Source organism: Jiangella endophytica, from assembly GCF_003427025.1.
Taxonomy (GTDB): domain Bacteria; phylum Actinomycetota; class Actinomycetes; order Jiangellales; family Jiangellaceae; genus Jiangella; species Jiangella endophytica.
Genome location: NZ_QVAI01000002.1, coordinates 391,115 through 416,785 on the forward strand (window position 1 = coordinate 391,115; position 25,671 = coordinate 416,785).

A 25,671-nucleotide genomic window follows, 5' to 3' on the forward strand; every position below is an offset into this window, starting at 1 on the left:
CGCTGACCGTCGACGGTGTCGGCGTCACCCTGCTGGAGCGGCGGGTGGTCGACGACGTCAGCCTCGGCGTCCCGGCCGGGACCTGGCTGACACTGGTCGGGCCGAACGGCGCCGGGAAGTCGACGCTGCTGCGAGCGGTGTCGGGGGCGGTCACGCACACCGGCACCATCGCGTTCGACGGCGTCGAGGTCGCGCGGCTGCGGTCGCGCGAGCGAGCCCGCCAGGTGGCCGTCGTCCCGCAGGACCCGGCCCGGCCCGACGGCATGACAGTCCTCGACTACGTGCTGCTCGGGCGCACGCCGTACGTGCCGTACCTGGGCACGGAGTCGGCCGAGGATCTCGCGGTGGCCGGCGAGCTGCTCGACACACTGGAGCTGCGGTCGCTGTCCGGCCGCATGGTCACGGAGCTGTCCGGCGGCGAGTTCCAGCGCGCCGTGCTCGCCCGGGCGCTGGCCCAGCAGGCGCCGGTGCTGTTGCTGGACGAGCCGACCAGCTCGCTGGACCTCGGCCACGCCCAGCAGGTGCTCGAGCTGGTCGACGAACTGCGCTCGTCGCGCGGACTGACGGTGGTCAGTGCGCTGCACGACCTCACCACGGCCGGTCAGTTCGCCGACCACCTGGTGTTGCTGGTCGACGGCCGGGTGGTGGCGCAGGGGTCGGCCCAGGAGGTGCTGACCGAGGAGCTGATCCGCGAGCACTACGGCGCCCGCGTGCGGGTGGTCACCGATCCGCAGGGCGGTGTGGTGGTCGTACCGCTGCGGTCGCGGCCGGCCGGCGGCATCCGCGACGTCGGAGGGGTGGCATGAACGCCACCAGGTCGGTGGGTGCCGCGGCGGGCGTCGCCGTCGCGGTGGTGCTCGACGCGACGTTGCGCGAACCGCCGCTGGCCGCGCATCCGGTGCGTTGGATCGGGCGGTACCTGACGTGGGCCGGCCGGCGGGTGCCGTCGAGCCCACCCGTCCGGGCGGTGACGGCCGGCGGGCTGGCCTGGGTCGCGGGCGCGGCGACGGCGTACGGCGCGGGCCGGCTCGCCTCACGGGCGGTCGCACGGCTGCCGCGGCCGGTCCGGCCGCTGGTCGCCGGGGCGGCGTTGTGGCCACTGTTCGCGCACCGGATGCTGCTCGACGAGGTGACGGCGGTGGAGCACGCGCTGGTCTCGGAGGGTGTCGAGGCCGGGCGGTCGGCGGTGGCGCGCATCGTCAGCCGCGACGTGACCTCGCTGACGGAGGACGAGATCCGGCAGGCGGCGGTCGAGTCGCTGGTCGAGAACCTGTCCGACTCCGTCGTCGCGCCGCTGGTCTGGTACGCGGCCGGCGGGCTGCCCGCGGCCGCGGCCTACCGGTTCGCCAACACGGCCGACGCCGTCTGGGGCTACCGCACGCCGCGCTGGAACCACGCCGGACGGGTCGCCGCCCGCGCCGACGACCTGCTGAATCTCGTGCCGTCCCGGCTCACCGGCGCACTGCTGGCCGGGCGGCGGGTGTCCTGGCGCCGGCTGCGCGCCGAGGCGGCGCTGACCCCGTCGCCGAACGCGGGCTGGCCGATGGCGGCCCTGGCGCTGCGCCTCGGCGTGCGGCTGGCCAAACCGGACGTCTACGCCCTGGGCGCGGCCGGCCGGGCCGTCGGGTCGGCCGACGTCGAGGCGGCGCTCCGGCTGGCCCGGCACCGTGGATGGGCGCTGGCCGCCGCTGCCGCCGTCACCGCCGGGGTGCGGTCACGATGAGCGCCGTCATGCTCCAGGGCTGCACCAGCTGGGCCGGGAAGAGCCTGCTCACGACCGCGCTGTGCCGCTGGTACGCACGGCAGGGCCTGACGGTCGCGCCGTTCAAGGCGCAGAACATGTCGAACAACGCGCGGGTCGTCGACGGCGGTGAGATCGGCGTCGCGCAGTGGCTGCAGGCGCGCGCGGCCGGGGTCGAGCCCGAGGTCAGGATGAACCCCGTCCTGCTCAAGCCCGAGTCCGGGACCAGCCAGGTCGTGCGGCTCGGCCGGGTCGACGCCGAGCTGTCCCGGCGGCCGTGGCGCGACCGCAGCGAGGCCCTCTGGCCCACCGTCGAGAACGCGCTGGCCGAGCTGCTGGACGAGTACGACGTCGTGGTCATCGAGGGCGCCGGCAGCCCGGCCGAGATCAACCTCGCCGCGAACGACATCGTCAACATGCGGGTCGCCGAGCGGGCCGACGCGCCGGTGCTGCTCGCCGTCGACATCGACCGCGGCGGCGCGTTCGCGCACCTCTACGGCACGTGGGCGCTGCTGCCGCCGCACCACCAGCGGCGCATCCGCGGCTTCGTGCTCAACCGGTTCCGCGGCGACGCGTCGCTGCTGCCGCCCGGCCCGGAGCAGCTGGAGCGGCTCACGGGCGTGCCGACCGTCGGCGTCGTCCCGATGATCCGGCACGACCTCCCCGACGAGGACGGCGCGGCGTTGCGGGCGCCGGTCCGGGGCGGGCTGCCGCCGGTCGCGATCGTCCGCTACCCGGCGGCGTCCAACCTGGACGAGTTCGCTGCGTTGGAGCAGGTCGCCGACGTGCGCTGGGCGACCCAGCCGTGGCATCTCGACGGCGCGGCGACGGTGATCCTGCCGGGGTCGAAGCACGTGGCGTCCGACCTGCGCTGGCTGCGTGCGTCCGGGATGGACGACGCGGTCGTGGCGGCATCGGCGCGGCCCGGTGTGCGGGTCCTGGGCGTGTGCGGCGGGCTGCAGCTGCTCGGGCGGCGGCTGGACGACCCGTTCGGGGTCGACGGCGCCGGCGACGCGCTCGGCCTGCTGCCGCTGACCACGACGTTCGAGCGCGACAAGCTGCTCCGGCGGCGGTCGGTGACGCTGCCCGCGTTCGGTGCGCCGTGGGCCGCGCTGAGCGGCCTGCCCGTCGACGGCTACGAGATCCGGCAGGGCCGCACGGTCGATGCCGACGGGTCCGACGCCCTTGTCGCCGCGGAGGGGAACGTCGCCGGGTGGTACCTGCATGGGCTGTTCGAGGACCCCGCGGTGCTCGAGGCGCTGTTCGGCGCCCGGCCGTCACGCACCCTCGACGCGACGTTCGAGCGCCTGGCCGACGTGGTGGAGGCGCACCTGGACACGCGGCTGCTGCGGTCGTTGGTGGGGCTGTCGTGATCGCGGCACTGCGGGCGGCGGTGGGGTTCCTGACCCGGATCCCGGTCGGTTCGGCCCCGTTCGCCGGGTCCGCGCTGGATCGGGCCGGCGCGTGGTTTCCGCTGGTCGGAGCGCTGGTCGGCGGCGTCGGGCTGGGCGTGTGGTGGGTGGCGGACGAGTTGGCCGGTCCGTTCGTCGCCGCGGTGGCGGCGGTGCTGGCGACGGTGATCGTCACCGGCGCGCTGCACGAGGACGGCCTCGCCGACACCGCCGACGGACTGTGGGGCGGCGCGACCCGCGAGCGGCGGCTGGAGATCATGCGCGACAGCCGGCTCGGCACGTATGGCGCTCTGGCCCTGGCCGGTGACCTCCTGCTGCGGGTGGCGCTGGTCGCGACGGCCGGATCGGGCTCCGCCGCGTTCGCCGACGTCGCCCGCATCCTGCTCGCCGGCCACGTCGTCGGGCGGGCGGCGCCCCTGGTGCTGGCGGCCTGGCTGCCGCCGGCCCGGGCGGACGGCCAGGGCCAGCGGCTCGGCCGGCTCGGCGCGGCGGACACGGTGGTGGCGGCGGTGACCGTGCTGGTCGTGGCGGTGCTGACGTCCGGCTGGTGGGCGCCGGTGGTGCTCGCCGCGGCGGCGGTGCCGGTGCTCGGCCTGCGCCGGGCGGCCCGGCGGCGCATCGGCGGGGTCACCGGTGACGTGCTCGGCGCCGCGGTGGCGCTGACGAACCTCGCGGTCGCGATCGCCGTCGTGGCCCTGGCCCAGGAGGACCTGCTGTGAATCCCGAGCCTCGCCCCGGCCCACCGCCCGCCTCCACTCACGTTGATCATGGAGAAACGCGGGTTCCGTCGGGCACGGACGCCGCGCTTCTCCATGATCAACCCCGGTCGGCGGCGGTCGGGGGACGGCTGACGCTGGTGCTGGGCGGTCAGAAGTCCGGCAAGTCGGGGCTGGCGGCGCGACGGGCGGAAGCGAGCGGCCGTCCGGTCGTGGTCGTCGCGCCCGCCGTGGTCCGCGACGAGGAGTTCGCGGCCCGGGTCGAGCGGCACCGCGCGGACCGTCCGGCGCACTGGCGGACGCTGGAGACGTTCGACCTGGCCGCCGCGGTCGCCGACGCGGGTGCGGGCACGTTCGTGCTGGTCGACGCGCTGGATACCTGGCTGGCCGAGACCCTGGAATCGTCCGGGGTGTTCGTCGGCGACGACGTTCCCGACCCCGCGCGGCGAGTCCGCGCCGAGGACGGCGTGGTGGCGGCGCTGCGGGCGTTCACCGGCGCGGTCGCTGCCTTGGACGTCGACGTGCTGGTCATCGCGGGTCAGCCCGGCCTCGGCGTGCACGCCGGCGGTCCCGGCGCCCGCCTGTACGTCGACGTGCACGGACGGGCCGTGCAGTCGCTCTCCGCGGCGGCGGACGAGGCTCTCCTGGTGGTCGGTGGCCGCGTCGTCCGCCTCGAGCCCGACGTGCCGCCTGGTGTCTCGGCCTCTGGCACCTCACCCTCGTCCGGCCCGGTCGCCGCCCCGCCGGCGGGCGACCTCGCGACACCCGCTGACGCGGCGACGCCGGAAGGGTCATCGTCCCTGGGAGGGTTCGCGCCGCCGGGAGAGCCGACGATCGCCGTCCGCCCGGAGACCGGCCAGTCGGCGGCGGGCGCGTCGGTGGACCCACCTCTGCGCGAGCACGGCGACACCCAGGTGCCGGCCGGGATGGTCGACCTCGCGGTGAACGTGCAGCCAGGTCCGCCGTCGTGGCTGGCCGATCGGCTGGCGGCGGCGGTGCGCGATCTCGCCGCCTATCCCGACGACCGTGCCGCCCGGGCCGCGGCGGCCGCCCGCCACGGCCGTCCCGCCGAGGAGTGCCTGGTCGTCGACGGCGCCGCGGAGGCGTTCTGGCTCCTGGCTCGCGTGTTACGGCCGCGGCTGGCCGCCTGCGTGCACCCGTCGTTCACCGAGCCCGAGGCGGCGCTGCGAGCGGCCGGCTTACCCGGAGTCCGGGTCCTGCGCGACGCCGAGCAGGGCTGGCGGCTCGACCCGTCCTCCGTCCCGGAGGCCGCGGATCTCGTCGTGCTCGGGCGGCCGGACAACCCGACCGGCGTGCTCGATCCCGCCGAGACGGTAGCGGCGCTGGTCCGGCCCGGGCGGATCGTCGTCGTCGACGAGGCGTTCGCCGAGTTCCTCGACGACGCCGACGGCGTGGCCGGGCGCAGGGACCTCCCGGGCGTCCTCGCCGTGCGCAGCCTGACCAAGCTGTGGGGCCTGGCCGGCCTGCGGGTGGGCTACGTCGTCGGCCCGCCGGACCTCGTCGGCCGGCTCGCCGCCGAACGCCGGCCGTGGAGCGTCAACAGCCTCGCGCTGACCGCGATCGAGGCCCTGACCTCGCCGGTCGCCGAGGACGAGCGGCGCGCCCGGGCCACCGCCGTCGCCGGGCTGCGGGCGGAGCTGATCGCCGGCCTGCGGGCCGTCGGCGGCCTGGAGGTGTGGGACGCGCACGCCAACTTCGTGCTGGTCCGCTCCGGCCGTCCCGGTCTGCGCGACCGGCTGCTGGAGCACGGCCTGGCCGCCCGCCGGGCCGACACCTTCCCCGGGCTGGACGACCGCGCCGTGCGCGTCGCCGTCCGGGACCGCGCGACGAACCAGCGGCTGATCGCCGCGCTACGCACCATCGAGGAAAGGGGTTCGGCATGACGCCGACTGTCGAGGAGCTCATCGCGTCGGTCCGCCCGGTCGACCACGCGGCGCTGGAGCAGGCCCGCGAACGGCACGCCGGGCTGGCCAAGCCGCCGGGGAGCCTGGGGCGGCTGGAGGATCTCGGCGCGCAGCTGGCCGCGATCGGCGGGCACTGCCCGCCACCGGTGCCGTCGTCGCCGACGGTGATCGTGGCCGCGGCCGACCACGGCGTGCACGCGCAAGGTGTGTCGGACTGGCCTCAGGAGGTGACGGCGGCAATGGTCGCGACCGCCGTCTCCGGGGGCGCCGCGGTGAACGCGATCGCCCGGACCGTGGGCGCTCGGGTCGTCGTGGTGGACGTCGGGACGCTGCAGCTCGGCCCGGTTCCCGACGGCGTCCGCGACGAGCGGGTACGCAGCGGGACGCGTGACCTCGCCGTGGAGCCGGCTATGACGCTCGACGAGTGCCGGGCGGCGATTCGGGCGGGCGCACGGGTCGCGGCGGAGCTGATCGACGGCGGCGCCGATCTCCTGGTGACCGGCGAGGTCGGCATCGGCAACACGACGGCGTCGGCCGCGCTGATGGCGGCGTTCACCGGTGTCGACCCGGCCGAGGTGACGGGGAAGGGCGCCAACCTCGACCACGGCCGGACGCCGCACAAGCTCGACGTCGTGCGAACGGCGCTGGCGCGGCACGCCGAGGCCGAGGAGCCCGGCCCGCTCGGGACGCTGGCGTCGCTGGGTGGGCTCGAACACGCCGCGCTGGTCGGCGTCATGCTGGCCGGCGCGGCCGCGCGGATCCCCGTCGTCGTCGACGGCGTCGTCACCGGGGCCGCCGCGCTGGCCGCCGTCGCGCTCTGCCCGGAGATCGTGGGCTATCTGGTCGCCGGGCACACGTCGGCCGAGCCGGGCGGGCGCACGCTGCCCGGCCGCCTCGGCGAACCGGCCCTGCTCGACCTGTCCCTGCGTCTCGGTGAGGGCACCGGCGCGCTGCTCGCGGTCCCGCTGGTGCAAGCCGCCGCACGGGTGCTCACCGAGATGGCGACCCTCGCCGAGGTGACGAAGGATGCCGGCTGACGCCTGCTAGTTCTGGCTGCCGTCGAGAGTGCCCTGGGTGCTGTTGCCGGCCGTCGAGGCGGGCGTCGACTTCTTCGCCGGTGCCTTCTTGGCGGTGGCCTTCTTGGCCGGGGCACTCTTCTTCGCCGGCGCCGCCTTCTTCGCGGCCGGCTTGTCGTCGCCGGCGCCGTCGGAACCGGCTGCGGACTTCTTGGCGGCGACCGGCCCGGGCTCGTCGTCCGGCTTGGCCTCAGGTGCCGGCGCGGGTGCCCAGGGACCCGTGGACGGGTCGTACGTCGTCCACTGATCGGACTGCCCGCGACGGCGCACCACCGCGGCGAGCGCGGCGCCCGCGGCGGCGAACCCGCCCAGCACGGCGACGACCCGGCGGCGACGCTTCTTCTTGCGCTGCTTCTCGCTCTTCTCCGCGAGCGCGGCGGTGCGCTCGGACAGGTCGTGCGCTCGCTCGGAGAACTTGTCAGCCGCGACCGCCAGCGAGTCGGCGACCCGCGGGACGACGTCGTGCAGCAGCGTGTCCTTGGCCTGGTTGGCGGCCGGGCCTACCTTCTCGCGGGCCGCCTGGACCTTCGGGCCCACCTTGTCGACCGCGGACTCGACCACCGGCGCCAGCCGCTCACGCGCGGAGTCGACCACCGGTGTCGCGGCCTCGCGGGCGCGCCGGCCGGCCTCACGTGCGGCCTGGCGGGCCTGTTCCGCAGCCTCCTGCGTGCGCACCTTGGCGTCCTCGGTGCTGCCGTTCCGCCGGATGCTGAATAGCCTGCTCACGTTGGGCCTCCCTTGTCGGATCGCGTGCAGGGCCCCTGTCCCCGTCGTATCCCCCCGATCTTGCCTTACCGACGACCGTATGCCGACATACGCCACGGCGTGCGAGGATGGAGCAAATCGAGGACGTCGAACAGCGAAGGGCTTACCCGTGGCCGACCAGCTTCATGCCACCCTGCACACCAACCGCGGCGACATCACCGTGGCACTGCTGCCGAACCACGCCCCGAAGACGGTGCGCAACTTCGTCGAGCTCGCCAAGGGCGAGCGCGAGTGGGTCAACCCGGAGACCGGTGAGAAGACCAGCGACAAGCTGTACGACGGCACCGTCTTCCACCGCGTGATCTCCGGCTTCATGATCCAGGGCGGCGACCCTCTGGGCAACGGCCGCGGCGGCCCGGGCTACGAGTTCGCCGACGAGTTCCACCCGGAGTTGGCGTTCAACAAGCCGTACCTGCTGGCCATGGCCAACGCCGGGCCGGGCACCAACGGCTCGCAGTTCTTCATCACCGTCGGCCTGACGCCGCACCTGAACCGCCGTCACACCATCTTCGGTGAGGTGGCCGACCAGAGCAGCCGCGACGTCGTCGACGCCATCGCCGCCACACCCACCGACCGCACCGACCGGCCGCTCGAGCCCGTCGTCATCGAGTCGGTCACCGTCACCGGCGGCTGAGACCCGAGAGCCGGCGTTCTCCATGACCGGAAATGCCGGCGGTCCGGCCGGGCCGCCCGCCAGCGGCGACTCGGCCGCACCGCCGACCTGCTACCGCCACCCAGACCGCGAGACGTACATCCGTTGCTCGCGGTGTGAGCGGCCGATCTGCCCCGAGTGCATGATCTCCGCCCCGGTCGGCTACCAGTGCCCGCAGTGCGTCGCCGAGGGCCGCAAGGGCGTGCGTCAGGGCCGCACCGTGCTGGGCGGCCACCGGCGCGACACCAGCTCCAACGTCGTCACGCTCACGCTCATCGGCATCAACGTCGTCATCTGGGTCATGGGCCTGGTCATCGGGACCCGCGGCGACTCGTTCTACGACCGCTACGCCCGAGGCATCGGCACCAACGAACTGAGTGCCCGGCTCGGCCTCGTCCTCGGCGAGCGCAACGACCCGTTCTCCTTCGGCGTCGTCGACGGGCAGTGGTACCGGCTCATCACGGCCGCGTTCACGCACGAGAACGTGCTCCACATCGGGCTGAACATGGTCGCGCTGTACATGCTCGGCAGCTCGCTGGAGCCGATCCTCGGCCGCAGCCGGTTCATCACCCTGTACCTGCTGTCCGCGCTCGGCGGTACGGCGGCGTCGCTGCTGACCGTGTCCGACCCCTACCAGCTGTCGTACGGCGCGTCGGGCGCGGTGTACGGCCTGTTCGGTGCGCTGTTCGTGATCGCGCGGCGGCTGGGTCGCGATACCGGCGGCATCGTGGTGATCCTGGGCATCAACCTGGTGTTCGGGTTCACCGTGCCGGGTATCGACTGGCGGGCGCACCTGGGTGGTCTGGTCATCGGGACGGCGCTGGCGGCCGTGTTCGCCTACGCGCCCAAGGAGCAGCGCGGGTTGTGGGCGCTGATCGGCTCATTGGCCGCAGCCATGTTCATCACGACGGCCATCATGATCGCCGTCACCTGACGTCGTCCCGGTCGGCCTGCCCGGTGACGTGCGGCGCGGCGGGTGTCGTGTGGCGCGGCCTGGCCGGGTCCGCCGAGGAGGTCTGGTCGGGCCGGTCGAGTGGGTCAGGCCCCGGTCCGGACCGGTACGGGTTGTGACCACCTGGCGGCCGGCGGGCTCAGGGCTGGATCGCCTCGAGTTCGGTGAACTCTCGTGACTCGACCGGCCCCGCCTCCCATCCAGTGCCTGATCGCTTGCCGCCGCCGAACGGCGCGAACCGGGCGCCGCCGACCTGGACCTGGCCGCCAGGTCCTCCGAGCGGCCGGTGTCCACGCCGAGCATCGCACCGGACTCGACGCCCGGACCCATCCGGACCTGCTGCGCATGGTCGCGGGCCCGTCGGGCGATGCCGAGCTCGATGTAGCCGGCGACCGCTGGCCCTGGCCTCCGGCGCGAGCGGGCCGATCGGGGCGGCTGCAGGGCGATGTCACGTGGCCCGGCCGGACTCGCCAGGAATGCTCCTCGCCCGCCACACAGCCGGATGATGTGCCGACCTGGCCGTCATTCGGCTCGGGCGCGGGTGAAGAGCCGCTCGCGCGAGTGACGGCGGCCTGCGAGACGCCGCCTTCTGCCGCCGCTCGTCGTCCTGGCGGGGTGCGAGTCGGCGGTGCCGGCACATCACGGTGCGGACGAGCTCCGTGGCGGTGTCGTTCGCGCTCGGTCGACGGTGCTTCTGCCTCGGGTGCGACGGCCGGGTCGGGGTCGGCGGCGGTCGCCCTTCTCGCCCGCCACGTCGTCGGGCGGGCGGCGCCAGGTGCTGGCGGCCTGGCTCCCGCCGGCCAGGATCTGCGGGATCCCAGGTGCTGGCGGCGTGCCGTGCTGCCGGCCTGGCGGACGGTGACATGGGGTGGCGGTCTGGCTGCCGCTGACCTGGTGTGCGGGAGCCTGGCTGCCCGGCTACCGCTGGCCTGGTCGGACGGGAAGGGTCAGCGGCTCGGCCGGCTCGGCGTGGCGGACTCGGTTCCCAGAGGCGACACCTGCGTCGCGCCACTGGGCCGAGCCGGTCAGCGGTCGGCCCCGGTCCTGTCTGAGCGCACCCTGCTGTTCGCGGTGTGATCCGGTGCGCGAGTGGTGCGGACAAGCGGGAGCGTCCGCGCCGAGGTGAAACACCGCCAGCCACCAGCTGCGGCCGTGACCGACAGCGGCCAGCCCCGGCCGGCGACGCGCCGGGCGTCCACAAGCACCGTTGCGGACGGTGTTATCCACAGGGGTTATCCCCACTGGGGAAAATTACACGCGTGTAATCACAGCTGTGCAATAACCTGTGGACAACACCGTTCCCGCAGGTCAGTGACGAAAAGCCGTCACTTCCAGCGCGTGGCGGTCATGAACCCGCCGGTGATCAGACCCATGCCGATCAACAGGTTCCATCCACCGAGGTCCTGGACGAGCGGAATGTCGTCGCCGACGAGGTAGTAGACGACGATCCACACCAGCCCGACGAGGAGCAAGGTGATCATGGTGGGGACGACCCAGCGACCAGAGACCGTCGGGTCCTTGAGCTCGCCCCGCTCCGGAGGGGTGTAGTCGTCGTCCTTGCGACGGCTGCGAGACTTGGGCACGGTCGGTTCCTCTCGGTCTTGGCTGGTTGCGGTGATGCTCGGCTAGCGTAGTCGTCAGCAGGCCGAGCGCCCACATCGCGGCTTGCAGTCCCGATCGTCCCACTTGGAGGTGGACACCATCAGCCGGTCGTCCGACTATCCCCGGGCCTGGCGGTTCCTGGCGCCCGTGGTGCTCGCAGGCTGTGGTGTCCTGCTCATCACCAGCGCCAAGGCGGCCGACGGCGACGACCTGCGTGGGAGCGACGTCATCGCGTTCTCCGACCTGGTCCGCGCCGAGGAGCAGCGGGTTCAGGAACTACAGGCTCGCATCGACGACCTCAACTCCGACATCACGGACCTCACGGGCGGCCAGGGCAGCAGCGAGTCCGCCGAGGTCGACCGCCACACCGAGGAGCTGATGCCGGCGGCCGGGCTCACGCCGGTGCAGGGGCCTGGCCTGACGGTCACGCTCGACGACGCGCCGCTGCCGAACAACCTGGGCGAGGACTCCGAGTTCAACACCGAGGACTACCTGGTGCACCAGCAGGACCTCGAGGGCGTCATCAACGCACTGTGGGCGGGCGGCGCCGAGGCCATGACCGTCATGGACCAGCGCATCGTCTCGACCAGCACGGTCCAGTGCGAGGGCCCGGTGCTGCTGCTCAACGGCCGCACCTTCTACCCGCCGTACACCATCAGCGCCATCGGCGACGCCGACGCCATGCGCGACGCGCTCGACGCGGCGCCGGCAGTGCGCGAGTACCGCGCCTGGGCCGACCGCATCGGGCTGACCTACCGCGTCGGCGGCGAGGACAACATCACGATGCCGGCCTTCACCGGCAGCGTTCAGGGAGGCCAGACGTCGTGAGCCGGCGCATTCTCGTGGTCGACAACTACGACAGCTTCGTCTTCAACCTCGTCCAGTACCTCGCACAGCTCGGCGCCGAGTGCGACGTGCGCCGCAACGACGAGATCGGGTCGACCGACGGCTACGACGGCATCCTGCTCTCGCCCGGCCCCGGTACGCCCGAGAAGGCCGGCGGTTGCATCGACCTCATCCACACGCTGGCCGGGCGCACCCCCATCTTCGGCGTCTGCCTCGGGCTGCAGGCCATCGGTGTCGCGTACGGCGCCACCGTCGGACGTGCGCCGGAGCTGCTGCACGGCAAGACCAGTCAGGTCCTCCACGACGGCGACGGCGTTCTGGCCGGGCTGGCCAGCCCGTTCACCGCCACCCGCTATCACTCGCTGGCGGTCGAGCCCGACACCGTCCCCGCCGAGCTGGAGGTCACGGCGCGCACCGCGGGCGGCGTCATCATGGCCATGCGGCACCGGTCGCTGCCGGTCGAGGGGGTCCAGTTCCACCCGGAGTCGGTGCTCACCGAGGGTGGCCACCGCATGCTGGCCAACTGGCTCGCCGACTGCGGCGACGACGGCGCGGTGGCCCGGTCCGCAGGGCTCGCCCCGGTGGTCGCGCACGGCCCGGCCGCCGACCTCCCCGCCTGACCTCACACACGAGAAAGCCGCGCGGCCCGGGAGGACGTCTCCCGAGCCGCGCGGCTCTCGTTCGTGCCGTGATTCCGGCTACGGGCCGAGGACGCCGCCGCCGTCGCCGCCGGTCTCGTTGCCGCTGTCGGTTCCGGCGTCTGTGCCCGCGTCGCCGCCGGTCTCCGTTCCGCCCTCGGCCCCGGAGTCGGTGCCGGGCGTCTCGGTCTCGGTCGGCTCGTCGGTCGGCGTCTCCGTCTCGGTCTCCGTCGGCTCCTCGGTGGGCGCAGGGGCCTCGGCGACGTAGATGATGACGGTGTCGCCTTCCTGCAGTTCCTCGCCCTCTCCGGGCTCCTGCCGGAACACGTTGCCCTCGGGTTGGTCAGCGGTCTCCTGGCGGCGGACGTCGGCTCTCAGACCGAGCCGGTCCAGCGCGTTGGTGGCCGCGTCCGCGCTCTGGCCGATCAGGTTCGGCACCAGAATCGCGACCTCTCCGGTGGAGACCACGATGTCGACGGACGAGTTGGGGGCGACGGCCGTGCCGCCCGCGGGCTCGGTACTCAGCACCTCGCCGGCCGGCGCCTCGTTGTCCTGACGGGTGACGTTCCCGCGTTGCAGGCCGGCCGCTTCGATATCGGCCTCGGCGTCCTCGAGCTGAACGCCGACCACCGATGGCACGGTGACCATGTCGGGCGCGACACCGACGACGAGGGTAACCGTGGAGCCCTCGTCGAGCTGCGTGGCGGGCCGCGGTTCCTGGCGGATGACGGTGTCGATCTGGTTCGGGTCGTCCGTGGCTTCGGTCTCGACCGATGGTTCGAGGTTCTCGTCGGCGAGCCTGGCCGTGGCCTCTTCCTGCGTCATGCCGACGAGGTTCGGCACCGTGGCCTGCGCGGTGCCGCCGCTGTTGAAGACCAGGTAGCCGATGAGTCCGGCGATCGCCAGAACGGCCAGTGCGCCGAGGACGACGGCCCACCAGCTGAAGCCCTTGCGCTCGTCGTCCTCGTCGTCCTCGTACTCGTCGGGGTACGGGGTGTCGTCGTCGAGGGGCAGGGCGCCGGCCGCGACGGTGGCCGGCGCGGCGTTGGCGATCAGCTGCGTCGCGGCCGAGGTGTCGGCGGCCGCGGCGACGGGCAGTCCGGCGGCGGCCCGCTCGAGGTCGGTGCGCATCTCGTAGGCGCTCTGGTACCGGTGCAGGCGGTCCTTGGCCAGCGACTTCATGACGATGGCGTCGAGCTCGGGCGTGATGTTGGGGTCGAGCGCCGACGGCGGCGTGGCCTGCTCGCGCACGTGCGACACCGCCACCGACACCAGCGACTCGCCGATGAACGGCGGCCGGCCGGTGAGCAGCTCGTAGAGCACGCAGCCGCTGGCGTAGAGGTCGCTGCGGGCGTCGGCCTGCTCGCCGCGCGCCTGCTCGGGCGAGATGTACTGCGCGGTGCCGACGACGGCGGCGGTCTGGGTGAGCGCCATGCCGGTGTCGGCCAGTGACCGGGCGATACCGAAGTCGGTGACCTTGACCTCGCCACCGCTCGTGATCATGATGTTGCCGGGCTTGATGTCGCGGTGGACGATGCCGGCGCGGTGGCTGTACTCCAGCGCGTCGAGTGTCGCGACGAGGATCTCGATCGACCGCTCGGGCGTGAACCGCTGATGCTCCTGCAGCAGCTCACGCAGCGTGTGGCCCTCGACGTACTCCATGACGATGTACGGAATGCGGTGGCCGTCGACGTAGTCCTCGCCGGTGTCGTAGACAGCGACGATGTTGCGGTGGTTCAGCGACGCCGCCGACTGCGCCTCGCGGCGGAACCGCGCCTGGAACGTGGCGTCGCTGGCGTGGTCGACCCGCAGCATCTTGAGAGCGACGATGCGGCCCAGCCTGGAGTCGCGGCCGCGGCGAACCTCGGCCATGCCTCCACGGCCGATCACCTCGCCCAGCTCGTAGCGATCTCCGAGGAGTCGCAACTCGTTCATTGCGCGGCCCTTTCTCGACTCGACCCCGGGCAGGCTACCCGTTTCGGGCTACCCGGCGCTGTACCTGACCGAACAGTGAAGATGGTCACGATCCCAACACCGCCTCCATGACCGCCCTGGCGATCGGTGCGGCCAGGCGGCCGCCACCGATGTCGTCGCGGGCGGTATCGGGCGCATCTTCGATGACGACGGCGACCGCGACGCTGGGCTCGTCGGCCGGCGCGAACGACGTGAACCAGGCGTAAGGCGGCCGGTCGGCCGAGCTCTGGGCGGTGCCGGTCTTGCCGGCGACCTGGATGCCCTCGATCTGTGCGTTGCCACCGGTGCCGTTCTCGACGACGTCGACCATCATGGAGGTCAGCTCCTCGGCGGTCTCCGGCGAGACGGCGCGGGTGCGCTCCTCGGGCTCGGTCCGCTCGATCGGGCTGACGAGGTCCGGACCGCTGACCTCGCGGACGAGGTACGGCTCCATCAGGACGCCGTCGTTGGCGATGGCCGCGGAGACCATGGCGATCTGCAGCGGCGTCGCGGAGACGTCGAACTGGCCGATCGCCGACAACGCCGTCTGGGGCGCGTCCGGGTCGGACGGGAAGACGCTGGTCGCGGCGTTCATGTCGTCGTTGGTGAGCGGCTGGGTGCCGAAGCCGAACTTCTCGGCCTGCTCGCGCAGCGCGTCGTCGCCCAGTTCGTTGCCGAGGTAGGCGAACGCGGTGTTGCAGGAGATCCGCAGCGCCTCGGTGAGCGTGGGCGTGCCGTCGAGGCAGGCCTGGCCGTTCTGGTTGGGCAGCGATCGGGTCGACTGCGGAAGGTCGTAGTCGGCCGGTCCGGGGACCTCGGTGTTCGGGTCGTAGTCGCCGGACTCCAGCGCGGCGGCGGCCGTGACCAGCTTGAACACCGAGCCCGGTGGCAGCCGCTGGGCGATCGCGCGGTTGAGGTCGGGCTTGTTCGGGTCGGCCGTCAGGGCGTCGCGGGTCTCCTGCTGCTCTGCGGTCGAGTGGCTGGCCATCGGGTTCGGGTCGTACGACGGCGTGCTGACCATGGCCAGGATGGCGCCGGTCTGGACGTCGATGGCGACGACCGCGCCCTTGAAGCCCTTGTCGGTGAGGCCGTCCCACGCGGCCTGCTGAGCGGCCGGGTCGATGGTCGTCCGGACGGCGCCACCGCGCGGCTCCTCGCCGGTGACGAGGTCGATGAGCCGGCGGACGAACAGCCGGTCGTCGTCGCCGGAGAGGATGTCGTTCTGCGCCCGCTCCATGGCCGTCCGGCCGAAGAAGTACGAGTAGTACCCGGTCAGCGGCGCGTAGATGGGGCCCTCGGGATACTGACGCTGGAACTGGTACTCGTCGTCGACGGGCACCGACTGCGCGACCGGGGTGTCGTCGGCGAGCAGGATCGGGCCGCGCTCACGCGAGAACTCGTCGAGCAGGACGCGGCGGTTCTCGGAGCGCGCGTTGAGATCGTCGGCCCAGAACGCCTGCACGTAGGTGGCGTTGATGAGCAGTGCCACGCAGAGCAGGAGGCAACCGGCGGCGATGCGGCGGATCGGGGAGTTCATCGGATTCTCACGACCTGAGTGACGGCGGTGTCCGTCTGCGAGGACGCGGTCGCCGACGGCGGTGCGGGCCGCCTGGCCGCGTCGGACAATCGGATCAGCAACGCGACGAGCACCCAGTTCATCACCAGCGACGAGCCGCCGAGGGACAGGAACGGCGTGGTCAGACCGGTCAGCGGGATGAGCCGCGTGACACCGCCGAGCACGATGAAGACCTGCAGGAAGAACCCGGCGGCGAGGCCCGCGGCCAGCAGCTTGCCGAACGGGTCGCGCAGCAGCAGGCCGGCCCGCAGGCCGCGCGACGCGAGCAGCGCGTACAGCAGGATGATCGCGATGAGCCCGGTGAGGCCGAGCTCCTCACCCAGCGCCGAGCCGATGAAGTCGCTCTCGGCGATCGGGGTGAGGTCCGGACGACCCTGACCGAGGCCGGTGCCGAGCAGCCCGCCGTACGCGAGCCCGTAGAGCGACTGCGCGACCTGGCCCTGCGGGTCGATGAACGGGTCCATCCAGAAGTCGATGCGCTCGGCGACGTGCGAGACGACGGCGTTGGCGGCGAACCCGCCGGCCAGGATCAGCAGCAGGCCGAGGATGATCCACGAGATGCGCTCGGTGGCGATGTAGATCATCAGCACGAAGATGCCGAACAGCAGCACCGACGGGCCGAGGTCGTTCTGCACCACCAGGATGCCCAGGGCACCGAGCCAGACCAGCAGGATCGGCCCGAGGTCGCGGGCCCGGGGCAGGTCGACGCCGAGGAACCGGCGGCCGGCCAGGGCGAGCGCGTCGCGGGTCTGCACCAGGTAGGCGGCGAACGCGATGATCAGGATGATCTTGGCCGCCTCGCCCGGCTGGAACGTCATGCCACCGACGTTGATCCAGATGCGGGCGCCGCGGATGGAGTGACCGATGACCGGCAACAGCGGCAGCACCAGCAGGAGCAGTCCGCCCAGGCCGGCGATGTAGGGCAGCCGCGACAGCACCCGGTGGTCGCGGACGAAGATCAGCACGCCGACGAACAGCGTCACGCCGATCGCCATCCAGGTGAGCTGCGTGGACGCCCTGGTGGTCCCGTCGGCGATGTCGAGCCGGTGGATCATCGCCAGGCCGAGTCCGCAGAGCGTCACGACGATCGGCAGGATGACGGGGTCGGCGTACGGCGCGCGGAGGCGGATGACCACGTGCGCCACCGCCGTCGCGGCCGACAACCCGCCGAGGTAGGCCAGCGCGTTCGGCGGCACTCGGCCGAGCGCGCCGAGGTCGACGCTCACGTAGGCGAACGTGGCGATGCCGATGGCGAAGATCAGCAGCACCAGTTCGGTCCCCCGGCCGCGGCGGGGGGTGACCGCCTCGGACGCGGGGGCGTCGGTGCGGGCGCGGGCGCGGTCGAGACTCATGACGTCCCCGCACAGAGCAGTCCGGGGTAGCCGACGTCGCTGCCGAGCCACTCGTCGCCGGTGCCGTCGGTGGCGCCGTCGGTGGGCTCGGTGGCCGGCGGCTCCGCCGGTGGGGTGGTCGCCGCCACGCCCGCCCGCGGCGCCGGGGTTGCGGCGGGCGTGGGCGTGGGTGTCGGCGTGGGCGTGGGTGTCGGGGTCTCGCCGCCGCCGACGCGCGCGTGCGCCCGGCAGGCCTCGAGCCGCAGCCGCTCGACGACGGCGTCGGCGTCCTGGAGGTCGTCGGCCGTGATGGTGTCGGCGACCTGCTCGCGGTAGAGGTCGGGCAGCGCCTCGATCGGCAGCCCGCCCGGGACGTCGTGCAGCTCGGACAGCCGGACCGGCCCGATCTCCTGGCTGACGCCCTGGTAGATGGCGACCTGGCCGTTGCTGTCGCCGACGTAGTACTGGTTGCGGACCCAGTTGCTGGCGAGGTCGAGGCCGACCCAGCCGATGGCGCCGATGGCGGCCACGATGACGACGGTGCGCAGCCAGCGACGGCGTCGCGGCGGCTGCGGCGCGTAGCGCATGGCCTCGAGGTCGTCGGGCGTCGGCCGATGCTCCTCGGCGCCGACGAGCGCCCGTAACGCCGCGCCCGGACGGCGGCGGTGCGGCCGTTCCGGCGGAGGAGCGTCATTGCTGGCCGCGGCGCCGACGAGGAACGCCTCGGCGGTGTCGTCGGGCTGCCGCGGGGTGTCGGTCTCGACGATGTCGGCCAGGACCAGCGTGACGTTGTCGGGCGCGCCGCCGGCCAGCGCCAGCCGGATCAGCTCGTCAGCGGCGTCGTCGAGTCCGGCCACGGAGCCGAGCGTCTCTTCCAGCGTGGCGTCGGAGACCACGCCGGTGAGGCCGTCGCTGCACACCAGCAGGCGGTCGCCCGGGTGGACGTCGAGCACCTGCAGGTCGGGGTCGACGTCGCCTTGCCCCTGCAGTGCCTTGAGGATCAGCGAGCGGGCCGGGTGGACGCCGGCCTCCTCGAGCGTGATGCGACCCTCGTCGACCAGCGACTGGACGAACGTGTGGTCGTGCGTGAGCTGCCGGATGGCGCCGTCGCGCAGCAGGTAGGCGCGGGAGTCGCCGATGTGACCGAGCCCGAGCGCCGTGCCGGTCCACAGCAGTGCCGTGACCGTGGTGCCCATGCCCTCGCGACTGGAGTCGTCGACGATGAGCTGGCGGATGCGCTTGTTGGCCGCCTCGATGGCGGTGGTCAGCGTCTGGAGCGGGTCGGTGTCGCGAGGTTCCCGCTCCGTCAGCACCAGTTCGTCGATGGCCGCCTGGCTGGCGACCTCGCCGGCCGCGTGGCCGCCCATGCCGTCGGCGACGGCCAGGAGATAAGGGCCGGCGTAGCCGGAGTCCTCGTTGCCTTCCCGGACCAGGCCGACGTCGGAGCGCGCGACGTAGCGCAGCGTCAACGGCATCAAGACCTACTTCCGCAGCTCGACGACGGTCTTGCCCAGCCGGAACCGGCTGCGGGCGGTGACCGGCGTGCTGCGCGTGAGTCGCTGGTTGCCGACGTAGGTGCCGTTGGTGGAGCCGAGATCCTCGACGAACCACTGGCTCTCGTGGAACCGCAGCCGGGCATGCTGCGTGGACACGTACTCGTCGGCCAGCGGCACAGTGCACTCGGCGCCGCGGCCGAACGTCACAGGGGTGCCGTCGAGCGGCACGGACCTCCCGGTGTCAGGGCCCTCGACGATGAACGCCCTGGTCGGGGTGCCCTTGGCGCCGCGCGGCTGACGGTTCTGGCGGGCCGCCTCGCGGGCTTCACGCTGCGGCTTGGGCTGCTTGGGTGGTCGCACACCGAACAGGTCGGCGCGCATGGCCGACGTGACGGAGAGGATCAGCAGCCACAGCACGGCCAGGAAGCCGAGCTTGATGACCGTGAGTGTCAGTTCCGACACTCGTTCACCTCCCGGGACTGCGCCGACGGATGTCGATCACAGTGGAGCCGATCACGATGCGGGAACCGTCGGTCAGAGGCGCCTGGCCCACCCGGGCGCCGTCGACGACCATCCCGTTGGTGGATCCGAGGTCGACGGCCACCAGCTGGGACTGCGGTCCCTGCTGGTACACGCGGATCTCCAGATGCCGGCGCGAGACGCCGGGATCGTCGATGCGAAGGTCGCACTCGCTGCCGCGCCCGAGAACGACGCCGGGCGGCAGCACGGGGTGCTGGGTGCCGTTGATGATGAGGTACGCGTCGGCCTGCTGCTCCGAGGTGGGCGTCGGCGCGAACGACGAGCCGCGGTCGACGCCGGCCCGCACCGCGCTGCGGATGCGGAAGGCGCCCGTGCCGAGGTCCTCGTGCCGCTCGAACCCGACCCCGACCGGCCCCGTGAAGGCGTAGTGCTGCAGTTCGGCGTGCTCGCGGGCCAACTCGACCAACTCGGTGGCCAGCGTGCCGATGTACGCCGTCAGCCGGTCGTAGTCGCTCGGCCCCAGCTCGACGACGAAGTCGTTCGGCACGAGCGAGCGGTCGCGGCTGACGATCTGCGCGTTGTTGTCGAGCTCGCGCTGGATCGCCGCGGCGATCTCCACGGGCTGCACCTCGGAGCGGAACGCTCGGGTGAACGCACCTTGGACCATGCTCTCGAGCCGGCGCTCGAAGCGCTGCAACACCCCCACGGGTACCTCCCTCCACGTCTCGCTCCTGGTGCCGCGGACAAGACCCTGATCGTAACGGCGCGTGGCGAAGTGGTGCGGATGCGCCCTGGATCGGGGCCGTGCGGAAACGGCCGTCGCAACCTTATGTGACGAAGGACGGCTGGCGGCTGGTTCCGGCGGCTCTCTGTGCTTCCCGCCCATGCTGACATCCAGACCCCCAGATCGTGGAATCGACCACCCGCCGAGGCGTGTTAACCTTGGTGCCGCACCACGCGCGGGTGGCGGAATAGGCAGACGCGCACGGTTCAGGTCCGTGTGTCCGAAAGGACGTGGGGGTTCAACTCCCCCCTCGCGCACCACACCGAAGATCCCGGTCAGGTACCTACCTGGCCGGGATTTTCGCGTTCGGGGCAGGAAGAGGTGGAGGAGCAGCGGTGAAGATCGTGGTCATCGGGGCGAGCGGTGTCGTGGGGTCGGCGGTGGCCGAGGAGCTGGCCGGGCGCGGGCATGAGGTGGTGCGGGCGTCACGGCGCGGGCCGGTCGTGGTCGATGTGGGTGATCCGGCGACGGTGGAGGCGCTGTTCCAGACGGTGCCGGACGTCGACGCGGTGGTGTGTTGTGCGGCGAACGCGCCGACCGCCGATCTGGTCGAGGCGGACGACGCGGAGTTCACGGCAGGGCTGTCGGGCAAGTTGCTCGGCCAGGTGCGGCTGGCCCGGACGGCGCTGCACCACGTCCGCGACGGCGGGTCCGTCACGCTGACCGGCGGCACGTTCGTCGAGCCGTTGCCGGGTGGGTCGTTCGGTGCGCTGGTCAACGCCGGGCTGGCGGCGTTCGTCGAGGCAGCGGCGCCGGAGCTGCCGCGTGACCTGCGGCTCAACCTCGTCGCGCCGGCCTGGGTGCGCGAGTCGCTCGAGGCGTTCGGGTGGGACCCCGCCCGCGGGGTGCCGGCGGCCGACGTCGCGCGGGTCTACGCGGGCCTCGTCGAGGGCCGGGCCCAGGGCGAGGTGGTCGCCGTCACGGGCCCGCGATGACCGACGCCGGCAGGTAGTCGGACCACACGGCCGACGGCAGGCCGTGGTCGTGCCGTAGGGCAGCCCAGGCCAGCGGCCCGAGCGCGAGGAACCCGGCCGGGTCGCTGTCCTGCGGTTCACCCGGGGTGGCCTCGACCTCGGTCCAGTAGCGGCGATGCAGCGTCAGCGCGTTGCGCAGGGCGCGGTCGAACCCGTCGCCGTCGGGCTGCAGGTGCAGCAGGGTGAGCTCGATCTCCGGCGAGACGAGGAACAGCGCGTAGTCGCGGGCGGCCGGGTGCAGACCATTGGAGCCGCAGCCGTTCAGCGCCTCCAGCAGCAGGTCGTTGCCGGCCGCGTCGCCACGCAGCAACGCCTGCAGGCCGCGCGCGTGCGCCAGCCCGTATGCGGTGTCCTCGGACGACACCGGCTCGCGGGTCGTGCGTTCGAGAGGCACCGCCGCGAACAGCTCGAGCGCGACGGCGTCCCGGGTGGCGAGCGCCGCGTGGGTGGCCTGGACGATCGCCCGCGGGCTCAGCCCTGCGGGCCGCGACGCCAGCGGCGGCAGCGTCACCGGCTCCGGTCCGCCGAGGTCGGCCCGCAGCGGCCCGTCCAGGCCGAGCAGCGCGCCGGCCGCTCCGATCGCCCGCCCGGCCATCCGCAGTGGTGCCTTGACGTCGCCGTCCTGCAGCGTCCGCAGCCCCGCGACGGCCAGCGCCTCGGTGCCCAGCCCGACCAGGTTCCCGGGCCGCTCCGGGAGGCTCGCCGTCAGCGGTGCCAGTTCCGCCTCCCGCCCGGCGAGCTGCTCGGCCAGGTCTGCCGGCGCCCTGCCGGGCCGGTGCCGCTTCACGACGTTGTCGTCCACACTCTCCGCCTCAGCCGATCCGGACCGCTTCGGCCTCGACGGTAGCGGCGCGGTCCTCGACGACGCGTCCGGCGGTCAGCAATCCGGCGAGGGCGACCACGCCACCGGCCCCGAGGATGCCCGCGAACGTCGCCGGGCCGGGTGCGGTCAGGGCGACCGCGGCGCCGCTGACCGCCAGCGCGGCCGCCGTGCTGAGCGACCCGGCCAGTTGCCCGGCGCTGACGTTGCGACCCTGGTTCGTCCGGTCCGACCCGGCCAGGATCAGCAGCGACAGCACCGGTGACGTGAGTCCCATGCCGACGCCGGCCAGCGCCCAGCCGAGCAGCCCGATCACCGGTGGCAGCGCGGGCGAGGCCAGCAGCGTCGTCACGGCGAGACCGGCGGTCATCGCGGCCAGCCCGGCCCGCAGGACGGCCGCCGGAGCGTGGCCGTGGTCGCGACCCTGCAGCCAGGAACCGAACGCCCACATGACGCCGGTGATGGACAGGCTGATGCCGGCGGTCGTCGGTGTGAAGCCGTGCACCAGCGTCAGCAACAGGGGCAGCCACGACCCGACGCCGGCGAACGCGGCCGCGGCGAACGCCCGCTGGGCCACGACGGCGGGCAGCCCGCGCCGCACCCGGAACGTCCCCCGCGGCAGCAGCCGGACCGCCGCGAGCCCGGTCCCCGCCGCTCCGAGGGCGATGACCGCGGCGGCAGGTACGGGGTCGGCGGCCAGGTGCTCGCCGGCCAGCGACAGTCCGAACACCGCGGCCGCCGCGAGGACCGCCCACCGCAGCACCGTCCGCGGCGCGGCACCCGACCCCGTCGGAGCGGGCGGACCCGCGGCCCGCGGCATCGTCCGCAGCGCCGGCCGGAGCAGCAGCCACACCGGCACCAGCACCGCGAGCGCGCCGAGGAACACCCACCGCCACCCGACGCCCTCGGTGACGATGCCCGTCAGCACCGGACCGACCACCGACGGCAGCACCCAGGCCGCCGCGAACAGCGAGAACATCCGCGGCCGCAGCTCCTCCGGCAGCGCCCGCGCGATCAGCACCATGATGCCGACGTCGATCAGACCCTCGGCCAGGCCGCTGAGCAGCCGGCCGGCGATCACCTGAGGCATCCCCGCGGCCGTACCGACCAGCACCTGCGCGACGGCGAACAGGACGGCGCCGGCCCGCAGCGGCGGCACCGGGCCGGACCGGTCGGCCCACACGCCGGCCAGGGCCAGCGAGACCACGTAGGACGCGATGGGCGCGGCCGTGGCCAGGCCGAAGCTGCTGACGGCGTCGAACTCGCGCACCAAGGTCGGCAGCGCGGTGCCGACCGCCCGGTTCTCGAAGGCGCCGAGCGTCACCAGCGCGACGGCGCCGATGGCGAGCGGCAGGTGTTCCCGGCTGAACAGGGACGACGTGGTGGTGCGAGCGGGCATGCTCCCGATGTTGCAACCTCAACTGAGATTGAGGTCAAGACGCCGGCAGCCCGACCAGCCGGCCGAGGGTCCGGACCTGGTGCTCGAACAGCGTGGCACGGTCGTCGATGACGTTGGCGAACTGGCCGAACAGCTCGAAGCTGAGGAAGCCGAACAGGCCGGTCCAGGCGGCGATGGCGCGGGCGACGAGGTCGTCGGGGAGGCCGGGCATCAGCTCGCGGACCGCGTCGGCATCGCCCGCGAAGGACGGCGGCGGCGCGGGAAACCCGTCGGGAGGCGTCAGGACGCCGGCCGCGTACGCGGAGGCGAGGATGCGGCCGTAGACGACGGTGTCGCGCACGGCCGGGCCGACGGTGTCGGCCGGTGCCTGATAGCCCGGCACCGGGGAGCCGTAGATGAGCGCGTACTCGTGCGGGTGCGCGAGCGCCCAGTCGCGGACCGCATGGCAGACCGCTCGCCATCGGCCGGCGTGATCGTCGGGGTCGCGGGCCGCGTCGGCTCGCTCGACCGCCTCGCCGACCGCGGTGTACGCGTCGATGATCAGCGCGGTCAGCAGTTCGTCGCGGCTGGGGTAGTAGCGGTAGATGGCCGACGAGACCATGCCCAGCTCGCGGGCGATGGCGCGCAGGTTGAGCCCTCCCGCGCCCTCGGTGCCCAGCTGGCGCCGGGCGATCTCGGTGATCTCTCTGGTCAGTTGGGCGCGGGCGCGCTCGCGTGCGGTGCGTCCGGCGTTCATGGCGACGACTCTAGCAGAGCACTGCACCGAATCGAGAGCACTGCTCTTGACATGGTTGCTCCAAAGAGAGAGCATTGCTCTCGGAAGAGAGCGAGAGACACTGAGGAGCAGGTCATGGGCAAGCACGTCATCGTCGGCGCCGGGCAGATCGGCCGGCTGCTGGCCGAGCGCCTCGTCGCCGACGGCCACGAGGTCACCGTGGTCAGCCGGTCCGGGTCGGGCCCCGACGGCGTCACGAGGGTCGCGGCCAGCGCCGCCGACGAGGCCCGGCTGACGCAGGTCACGCAGGGCGCCGACGTCCTCTACAACTGCGCCAACCCGCAGTACCACCGCTGGACACAGGACTGGCCGCCGATGGCCGCCGCGATGCTCGGTGCCGCGCAGACGAACGGCGCCGTCCTCACGACCCTGGGCAACCTGTACCCGTACGGCCCGGTCGACCGTCCGATGACCGAGGACCTGCCGCTGACCGGTTCGGGCGTGAAAGGTCTGGTTCGGGCGACGATGTGGGCGGACGCGCTGGCGGCGCACGAGGCGGGCCGGGTCCGGGTCACCGAGCTGCGCGCGTCGGACTACTACGGTCCGGGCGTGCGCGGCCAGGGACACGTCGGCGACCGGTTCTTCCCGCCGCTGCTCGCCGGCAAGCCGGCCACCTACCTGCACGACCCGGACGTGGTGCGCAGCTGGACCTATGTCCACGACGTCGCCACCGCCCTCGCCACGGCCGGCAGCGACGAACGCGCCTACGGCCGGGCCTGGCACGTCCCGACGGTGGCGCCGTTCAGCGCGCGCGACCTGGCGAAGAAGGCGGCCGAGATCGCGGGCACGTCGCCGGCGCGGATTCGGCGGCTGCCTTACTGGATGCAGGACGTCCTCGGCCTCGGATCGCCGATGATGCGCGAGCTCAAGGAGACCCGCTACCAGTTCAGCCGGTCGTTCGTCCTGGACTCGTCGGACTTCCAGGAGACGTTCGGCCGGCGGCCGACGCCGCTCGACGATGCCGTCGCGGCGACGGTCGGCTGGTGGCGAGCCCAGCCGGCCCGCTGAGCGCAGCGCTCCGTCTCGGGGCTGCAGGCTCGTTCCACGTGGAACATCCGGGCGATCCGCCCACAAAGCCAGCGGGCCAGGTGCACCGGGCTGGGTGTCCGCCGGGCTGCGGCTGTTGGGCGCGTCGGCGCGGGAGGCGCCCGGCCGACGCGGGCGTGGTCAGCGCGCCGGCGCCCCCGCCGTCTCGGCGACGATGACGTCGCGGGCGAAGTCGACGGCGTCGTCGGTCATGCTGGTGCCGAAGATCGAGCCGCTCACGTAGAGGCCGTCGAGGATCAGCATGATGCGGTCGCCCAGCCGGTCCGGGCGCGGCGCGCCGGTGGCCCGGGCCAGCTCGCGCAGCTGCTCGCGGGCCTCGCGGAAGTGGTCCATGGACACCTGGTGCGCCGGGTGGGCGGGGTCGGGGAACTCGGCGTGGGTGTTGCGCAGTGGGCAGCCGCGCGTCCCCGGCGTCGTGTGCTGGACCGACCGGACGATCTCGAGCAGCTGCTCCGCGGGGTCGTCGGTGCGCTCGCGGGCGCCGTCGACGACGCCTCGCCAGTCGCGGGTGCGGTACCGCAGGTAGGCGACGATGAGCGCGTCCTTGCTGGGGAACTCGCGGTAGAGCAGCTGCTTGCCGACCCCGACCTCGTCGATGATCTGCTGCATGCCGACGGCGTGCACGCCGTGCTCGTCGAACAACCGCCCGGCGGTCTCGAGGATGCGCTCCCGGGCGTCGGGGGTCGGTCTCCGCGCCATGACCACACCCTA

The 25,671-nt window shown here is 73.2% G+C and carries 24 protein-coding genes and 1 tRNA gene; 13 read left to right on the plus strand and 12 right to left on the minus strand.

Going from position 1 to position 25,671, the window contains the following annotated elements; translation table 11 throughout:
• Nucleotides 1–2: 2 nt before the first annotated feature.
• The 6 genes from DZA62_RS06175 (at nt 3) to cobT (ending at nt 6,831) form a co-directional block, all read left to right on the plus strand.
• The gene (locus tag DZA62_RS06175) at nt 3–806 is read left to right on the plus strand and encodes an ABC transporter ATP-binding protein (RefSeq protein WP_408618262.1); all 804 of its coding nucleotides are present in this window, start codon (nt 3–5) and stop codon (nt 804–806) included.
• Complete coding sequence (gene cbiB, locus DZA62_RS06180) at nt 803–1,723, plus strand: adenosylcobinamide-phosphate synthase CbiB (RefSeq protein WP_116947942.1); 921 nt, start codon at nt 803–805, stop codon at nt 1,721–1,723. The genes DZA62_RS06175 and cbiB overlap by 4 nt, the downstream gene beginning before the upstream one ends.
• Nucleotides 1,720–3,114, plus strand: a complete 1,395-nt coding sequence (locus DZA62_RS06185; protein ID WP_198663463.1) for a cobyric acid synthase — start codon at nt 1,720–1,722, stop codon at nt 3,112–3,114. The genes cbiB and DZA62_RS06185 overlap by 4 nt, the downstream gene beginning before the upstream one ends.
• A complete protein-coding gene (cobS, locus tag DZA62_RS06190; protein ID WP_116947944.1) occupies nt 3,111–3,872 on the plus strand; it encodes an adenosylcobinamide-GDP ribazoletransferase in 762 nt (253 codons plus the stop codon). The genes DZA62_RS06185 and cobS overlap by 4 nt, the downstream gene beginning before the upstream one ends.
• Before the next feature lie 137 nt (nt 3,873–4,009).
• Nucleotides 4,010–5,773 (plus strand): Rv2231c family pyridoxal phosphate-dependent protein CobC, encoded by a 1,764-nt coding sequence (cobC, locus tag DZA62_RS06195; RefSeq protein ID WP_198663464.1) that lies wholly within the window; start codon nt 4,010–4,012, stop codon nt 5,771–5,773.
• Complete coding sequence (gene cobT, locus DZA62_RS06200) at nt 5,770–6,831, plus strand: nicotinate-nucleotide--dimethylbenzimidazole phosphoribosyltransferase (protein WP_116947948.1); 1,062 nt, start codon at nt 5,770–5,772, stop codon at nt 6,829–6,831. Before cobC ends, cobT begins: the two co-directional genes overlap by 4 nt.
• 6 nt (nt 6,832–6,837) lie before the next feature.
• Here the strand turns inward: cobT and DZA62_RS36225 are convergent, their stop codons facing one another.
• A complete protein-coding gene (locus DZA62_RS36225; RefSeq protein ID WP_198663465.1) occupies nt 6,838–7,596 on the minus strand; it encodes a hypothetical protein in 759 nt (252 codons plus the stop codon).
• 148 nt (nt 7,597–7,744) lie between these two features.
• Here DZA62_RS36225 and DZA62_RS06210 point away from each other — a divergent pair, with 148 nt between their 5' ends.
• A complete protein-coding gene (locus tag DZA62_RS06210) occupies nt 7,745–8,269 on the plus strand; it encodes a peptidylprolyl isomerase (RefSeq protein WP_116947950.1) in 525 nt (174 codons plus the stop codon).
• Nucleotides 8,270–8,429: 160 nt separating this feature from the next.
• Nucleotides 8,430–9,221, plus strand: coding sequence for a rhomboid family intramembrane serine protease (locus DZA62_RS06215; RefSeq protein WP_198663467.1), 792 nt, complete (start codon nt 8,430–8,432; stop codon nt 9,219–9,221).
• 1,343 nt (nt 9,222–10,564) lie between these two features.
• Here DZA62_RS06215 and DZA62_RS06220 read toward each other — a convergent pair.
• Nucleotides 10,565–10,822 carry a cell division protein CrgA gene (locus tag DZA62_RS06220; RefSeq protein ID WP_116947954.1) on the minus strand — a complete coding sequence of 86 codons (258 nt, stop codon included), beginning with the start codon at nt 10,820–10,822 and terminating at the stop codon, nt 10,565–10,567.
• A 109-nt stretch (nt 10,823–10,931) separates the two neighbouring features.
• Here DZA62_RS06220 and DZA62_RS06225 point away from each other — a divergent pair, with 109 nt between their 5' ends.
• Nucleotides 10,932–11,669 (plus strand): DUF881 domain-containing protein, encoded by a 738-nt coding sequence (locus tag DZA62_RS06225; RefSeq protein WP_116947956.1) that lies wholly within the window; start codon nt 10,932–10,934, stop codon nt 11,667–11,669.
• Nucleotides 11,666–12,307: an aminodeoxychorismate/anthranilate synthase component II gene (locus DZA62_RS06230; RefSeq protein ID WP_116947958.1), complete on the plus strand. Its 642-nt coding sequence runs from the start codon at nt 11,666–11,668 to the stop codon at nt 12,305–12,307. Before DZA62_RS06225 ends, DZA62_RS06230 begins: the two co-directional genes overlap by 4 nt.
• A gap of 78 nt (nt 12,308–12,385) precedes the next feature.
• Here the strand turns inward: DZA62_RS06230 and pknB are convergent, their stop codons facing one another.
• From pknB to DZA62_RS06260, 6 genes are all read right to left on the minus strand, one after another.
• Nucleotides 12,386–14,260 carry a Stk1 family PASTA domain-containing Ser/Thr kinase gene (gene pknB, locus DZA62_RS06235; RefSeq protein ID WP_116947960.1) on the minus strand — a complete coding sequence of 625 codons (1,875 nt, stop codon included), beginning with the start codon at nt 14,258–14,260 and terminating at the stop codon, nt 12,386–12,388.
• An 85-nt stretch (nt 14,261–14,345) separates the two neighbouring features.
• Complete coding sequence (locus DZA62_RS06240) at nt 14,346–15,815, minus strand: peptidoglycan D,D-transpeptidase FtsI family protein (RefSeq protein WP_116947962.1); 1,470 nt, start codon at nt 15,813–15,815, stop codon at nt 14,346–14,348.
• On the minus strand, nt 15,812–17,206 hold the full coding sequence (locus DZA62_RS06245) for an FtsW/RodA/SpoVE family cell cycle protein (protein WP_116947963.1): 1,395 nt from the start codon (nt 17,204–17,206) through the stop codon (nt 15,812–15,814). Before DZA62_RS06245 ends, DZA62_RS06240 begins: the two co-directional genes overlap by 4 nt.
• Complete coding sequence (locus DZA62_RS06250) at nt 17,203–18,660, minus strand: PP2C family protein-serine/threonine phosphatase (protein WP_116947965.1); 1,458 nt, start codon at nt 18,658–18,660, stop codon at nt 17,203–17,205. The genes DZA62_RS06245 and DZA62_RS06250 overlap by 4 nt, the downstream gene beginning before the upstream one ends.
• Before the next feature lie 6 nt (nt 18,661–18,666).
• Nucleotides 18,667–19,143, minus strand: a complete 477-nt coding sequence (locus DZA62_RS06255; protein WP_116947967.1) for an FHA domain-containing protein FhaB/FipA — start codon at nt 19,141–19,143, stop codon at nt 18,667–18,669.
• Nucleotides 19,144–19,147: 4 nt separating this feature from the next.
• Nucleotides 19,148–19,867, minus strand: coding sequence for an FhaA domain-containing protein (locus tag DZA62_RS06260; protein ID WP_198663468.1), 720 nt, complete (start codon nt 19,865–19,867; stop codon nt 19,148–19,150).
• A gap of 251 nt (nt 19,868–20,118) precedes the next feature.
• Here DZA62_RS06260 and DZA62_RS06265 point away from each other — a divergent pair.
• Together DZA62_RS06265 and DZA62_RS06270 are read left to right on the plus strand one after the other, a co-directional pair.
• Nucleotides 20,119–20,205: transfer RNA gene (locus DZA62_RS06265), tRNA-Leu, on the plus strand.
• Nucleotides 20,206–20,280: 75 nt separating this feature from the next.
• Nucleotides 20,281–20,880, plus strand: a complete 600-nt coding sequence (locus DZA62_RS06270) for a short chain dehydrogenase (RefSeq protein WP_116947971.1) — start codon at nt 20,281–20,283, stop codon at nt 20,878–20,880.
• On the opposite strand, the gene DZA62_RS06275 is transcribed toward DZA62_RS06270, so the two are convergent.
• The 3 genes from DZA62_RS06275 to DZA62_RS06285 are packed head-to-tail and all read right to left on the minus strand — an operon-like array spanning nt 20,864 to nt 23,874.
• A complete protein-coding gene (locus DZA62_RS06275; protein WP_116947973.1) occupies nt 20,864–21,721 on the minus strand; it encodes an immunity 49 family protein in 858 nt (285 codons plus the stop codon). The two genes, DZA62_RS06270 and DZA62_RS06275, sit on opposite strands and share 17 nt — an antisense overlap.
• Before the next feature lie 10 nt (nt 21,722–21,731).
• Nucleotides 21,732–23,138: an MFS transporter gene (locus tag DZA62_RS06280; RefSeq protein ID WP_116947975.1), complete on the minus strand. Its 1,407-nt coding sequence runs from the start codon at nt 23,136–23,138 to the stop codon at nt 21,732–21,734.
• A 34-nt stretch (nt 23,139–23,172) separates the two neighbouring features.
• Nucleotides 23,173–23,874 carry a TetR/AcrR family transcriptional regulator gene (locus tag DZA62_RS06285; RefSeq protein WP_116947976.1) on the minus strand — a complete coding sequence of 234 codons (702 nt, stop codon included), beginning with the start codon at nt 23,872–23,874 and terminating at the stop codon, nt 23,173–23,175.
• 114 nt (nt 23,875–23,988) lie between these two features.
• Here DZA62_RS06285 and DZA62_RS06290 point away from each other — a divergent pair, with 114 nt between their 5' ends.
• Nucleotides 23,989–24,921, plus strand: a complete 933-nt coding sequence (locus DZA62_RS06290) for an NAD-dependent epimerase/dehydratase family protein (protein ID WP_116947978.1) — start codon at nt 23,989–23,991, stop codon at nt 24,919–24,921.
• A 159-nt stretch (nt 24,922–25,080) separates the two neighbouring features.
• On the opposite strand, the gene DZA62_RS06295 is transcribed toward DZA62_RS06290, so the two are convergent.
• The gene (locus DZA62_RS06295; protein WP_157987511.1) at nt 25,081–25,659 is read right to left on the minus strand and encodes a TetR/AcrR family transcriptional regulator; all 579 of its coding nucleotides are present in this window, start codon (nt 25,657–25,659) and stop codon (nt 25,081–25,083) included.
• Nucleotides 25,660–25,671 lie beyond the last annotated feature (12 nt).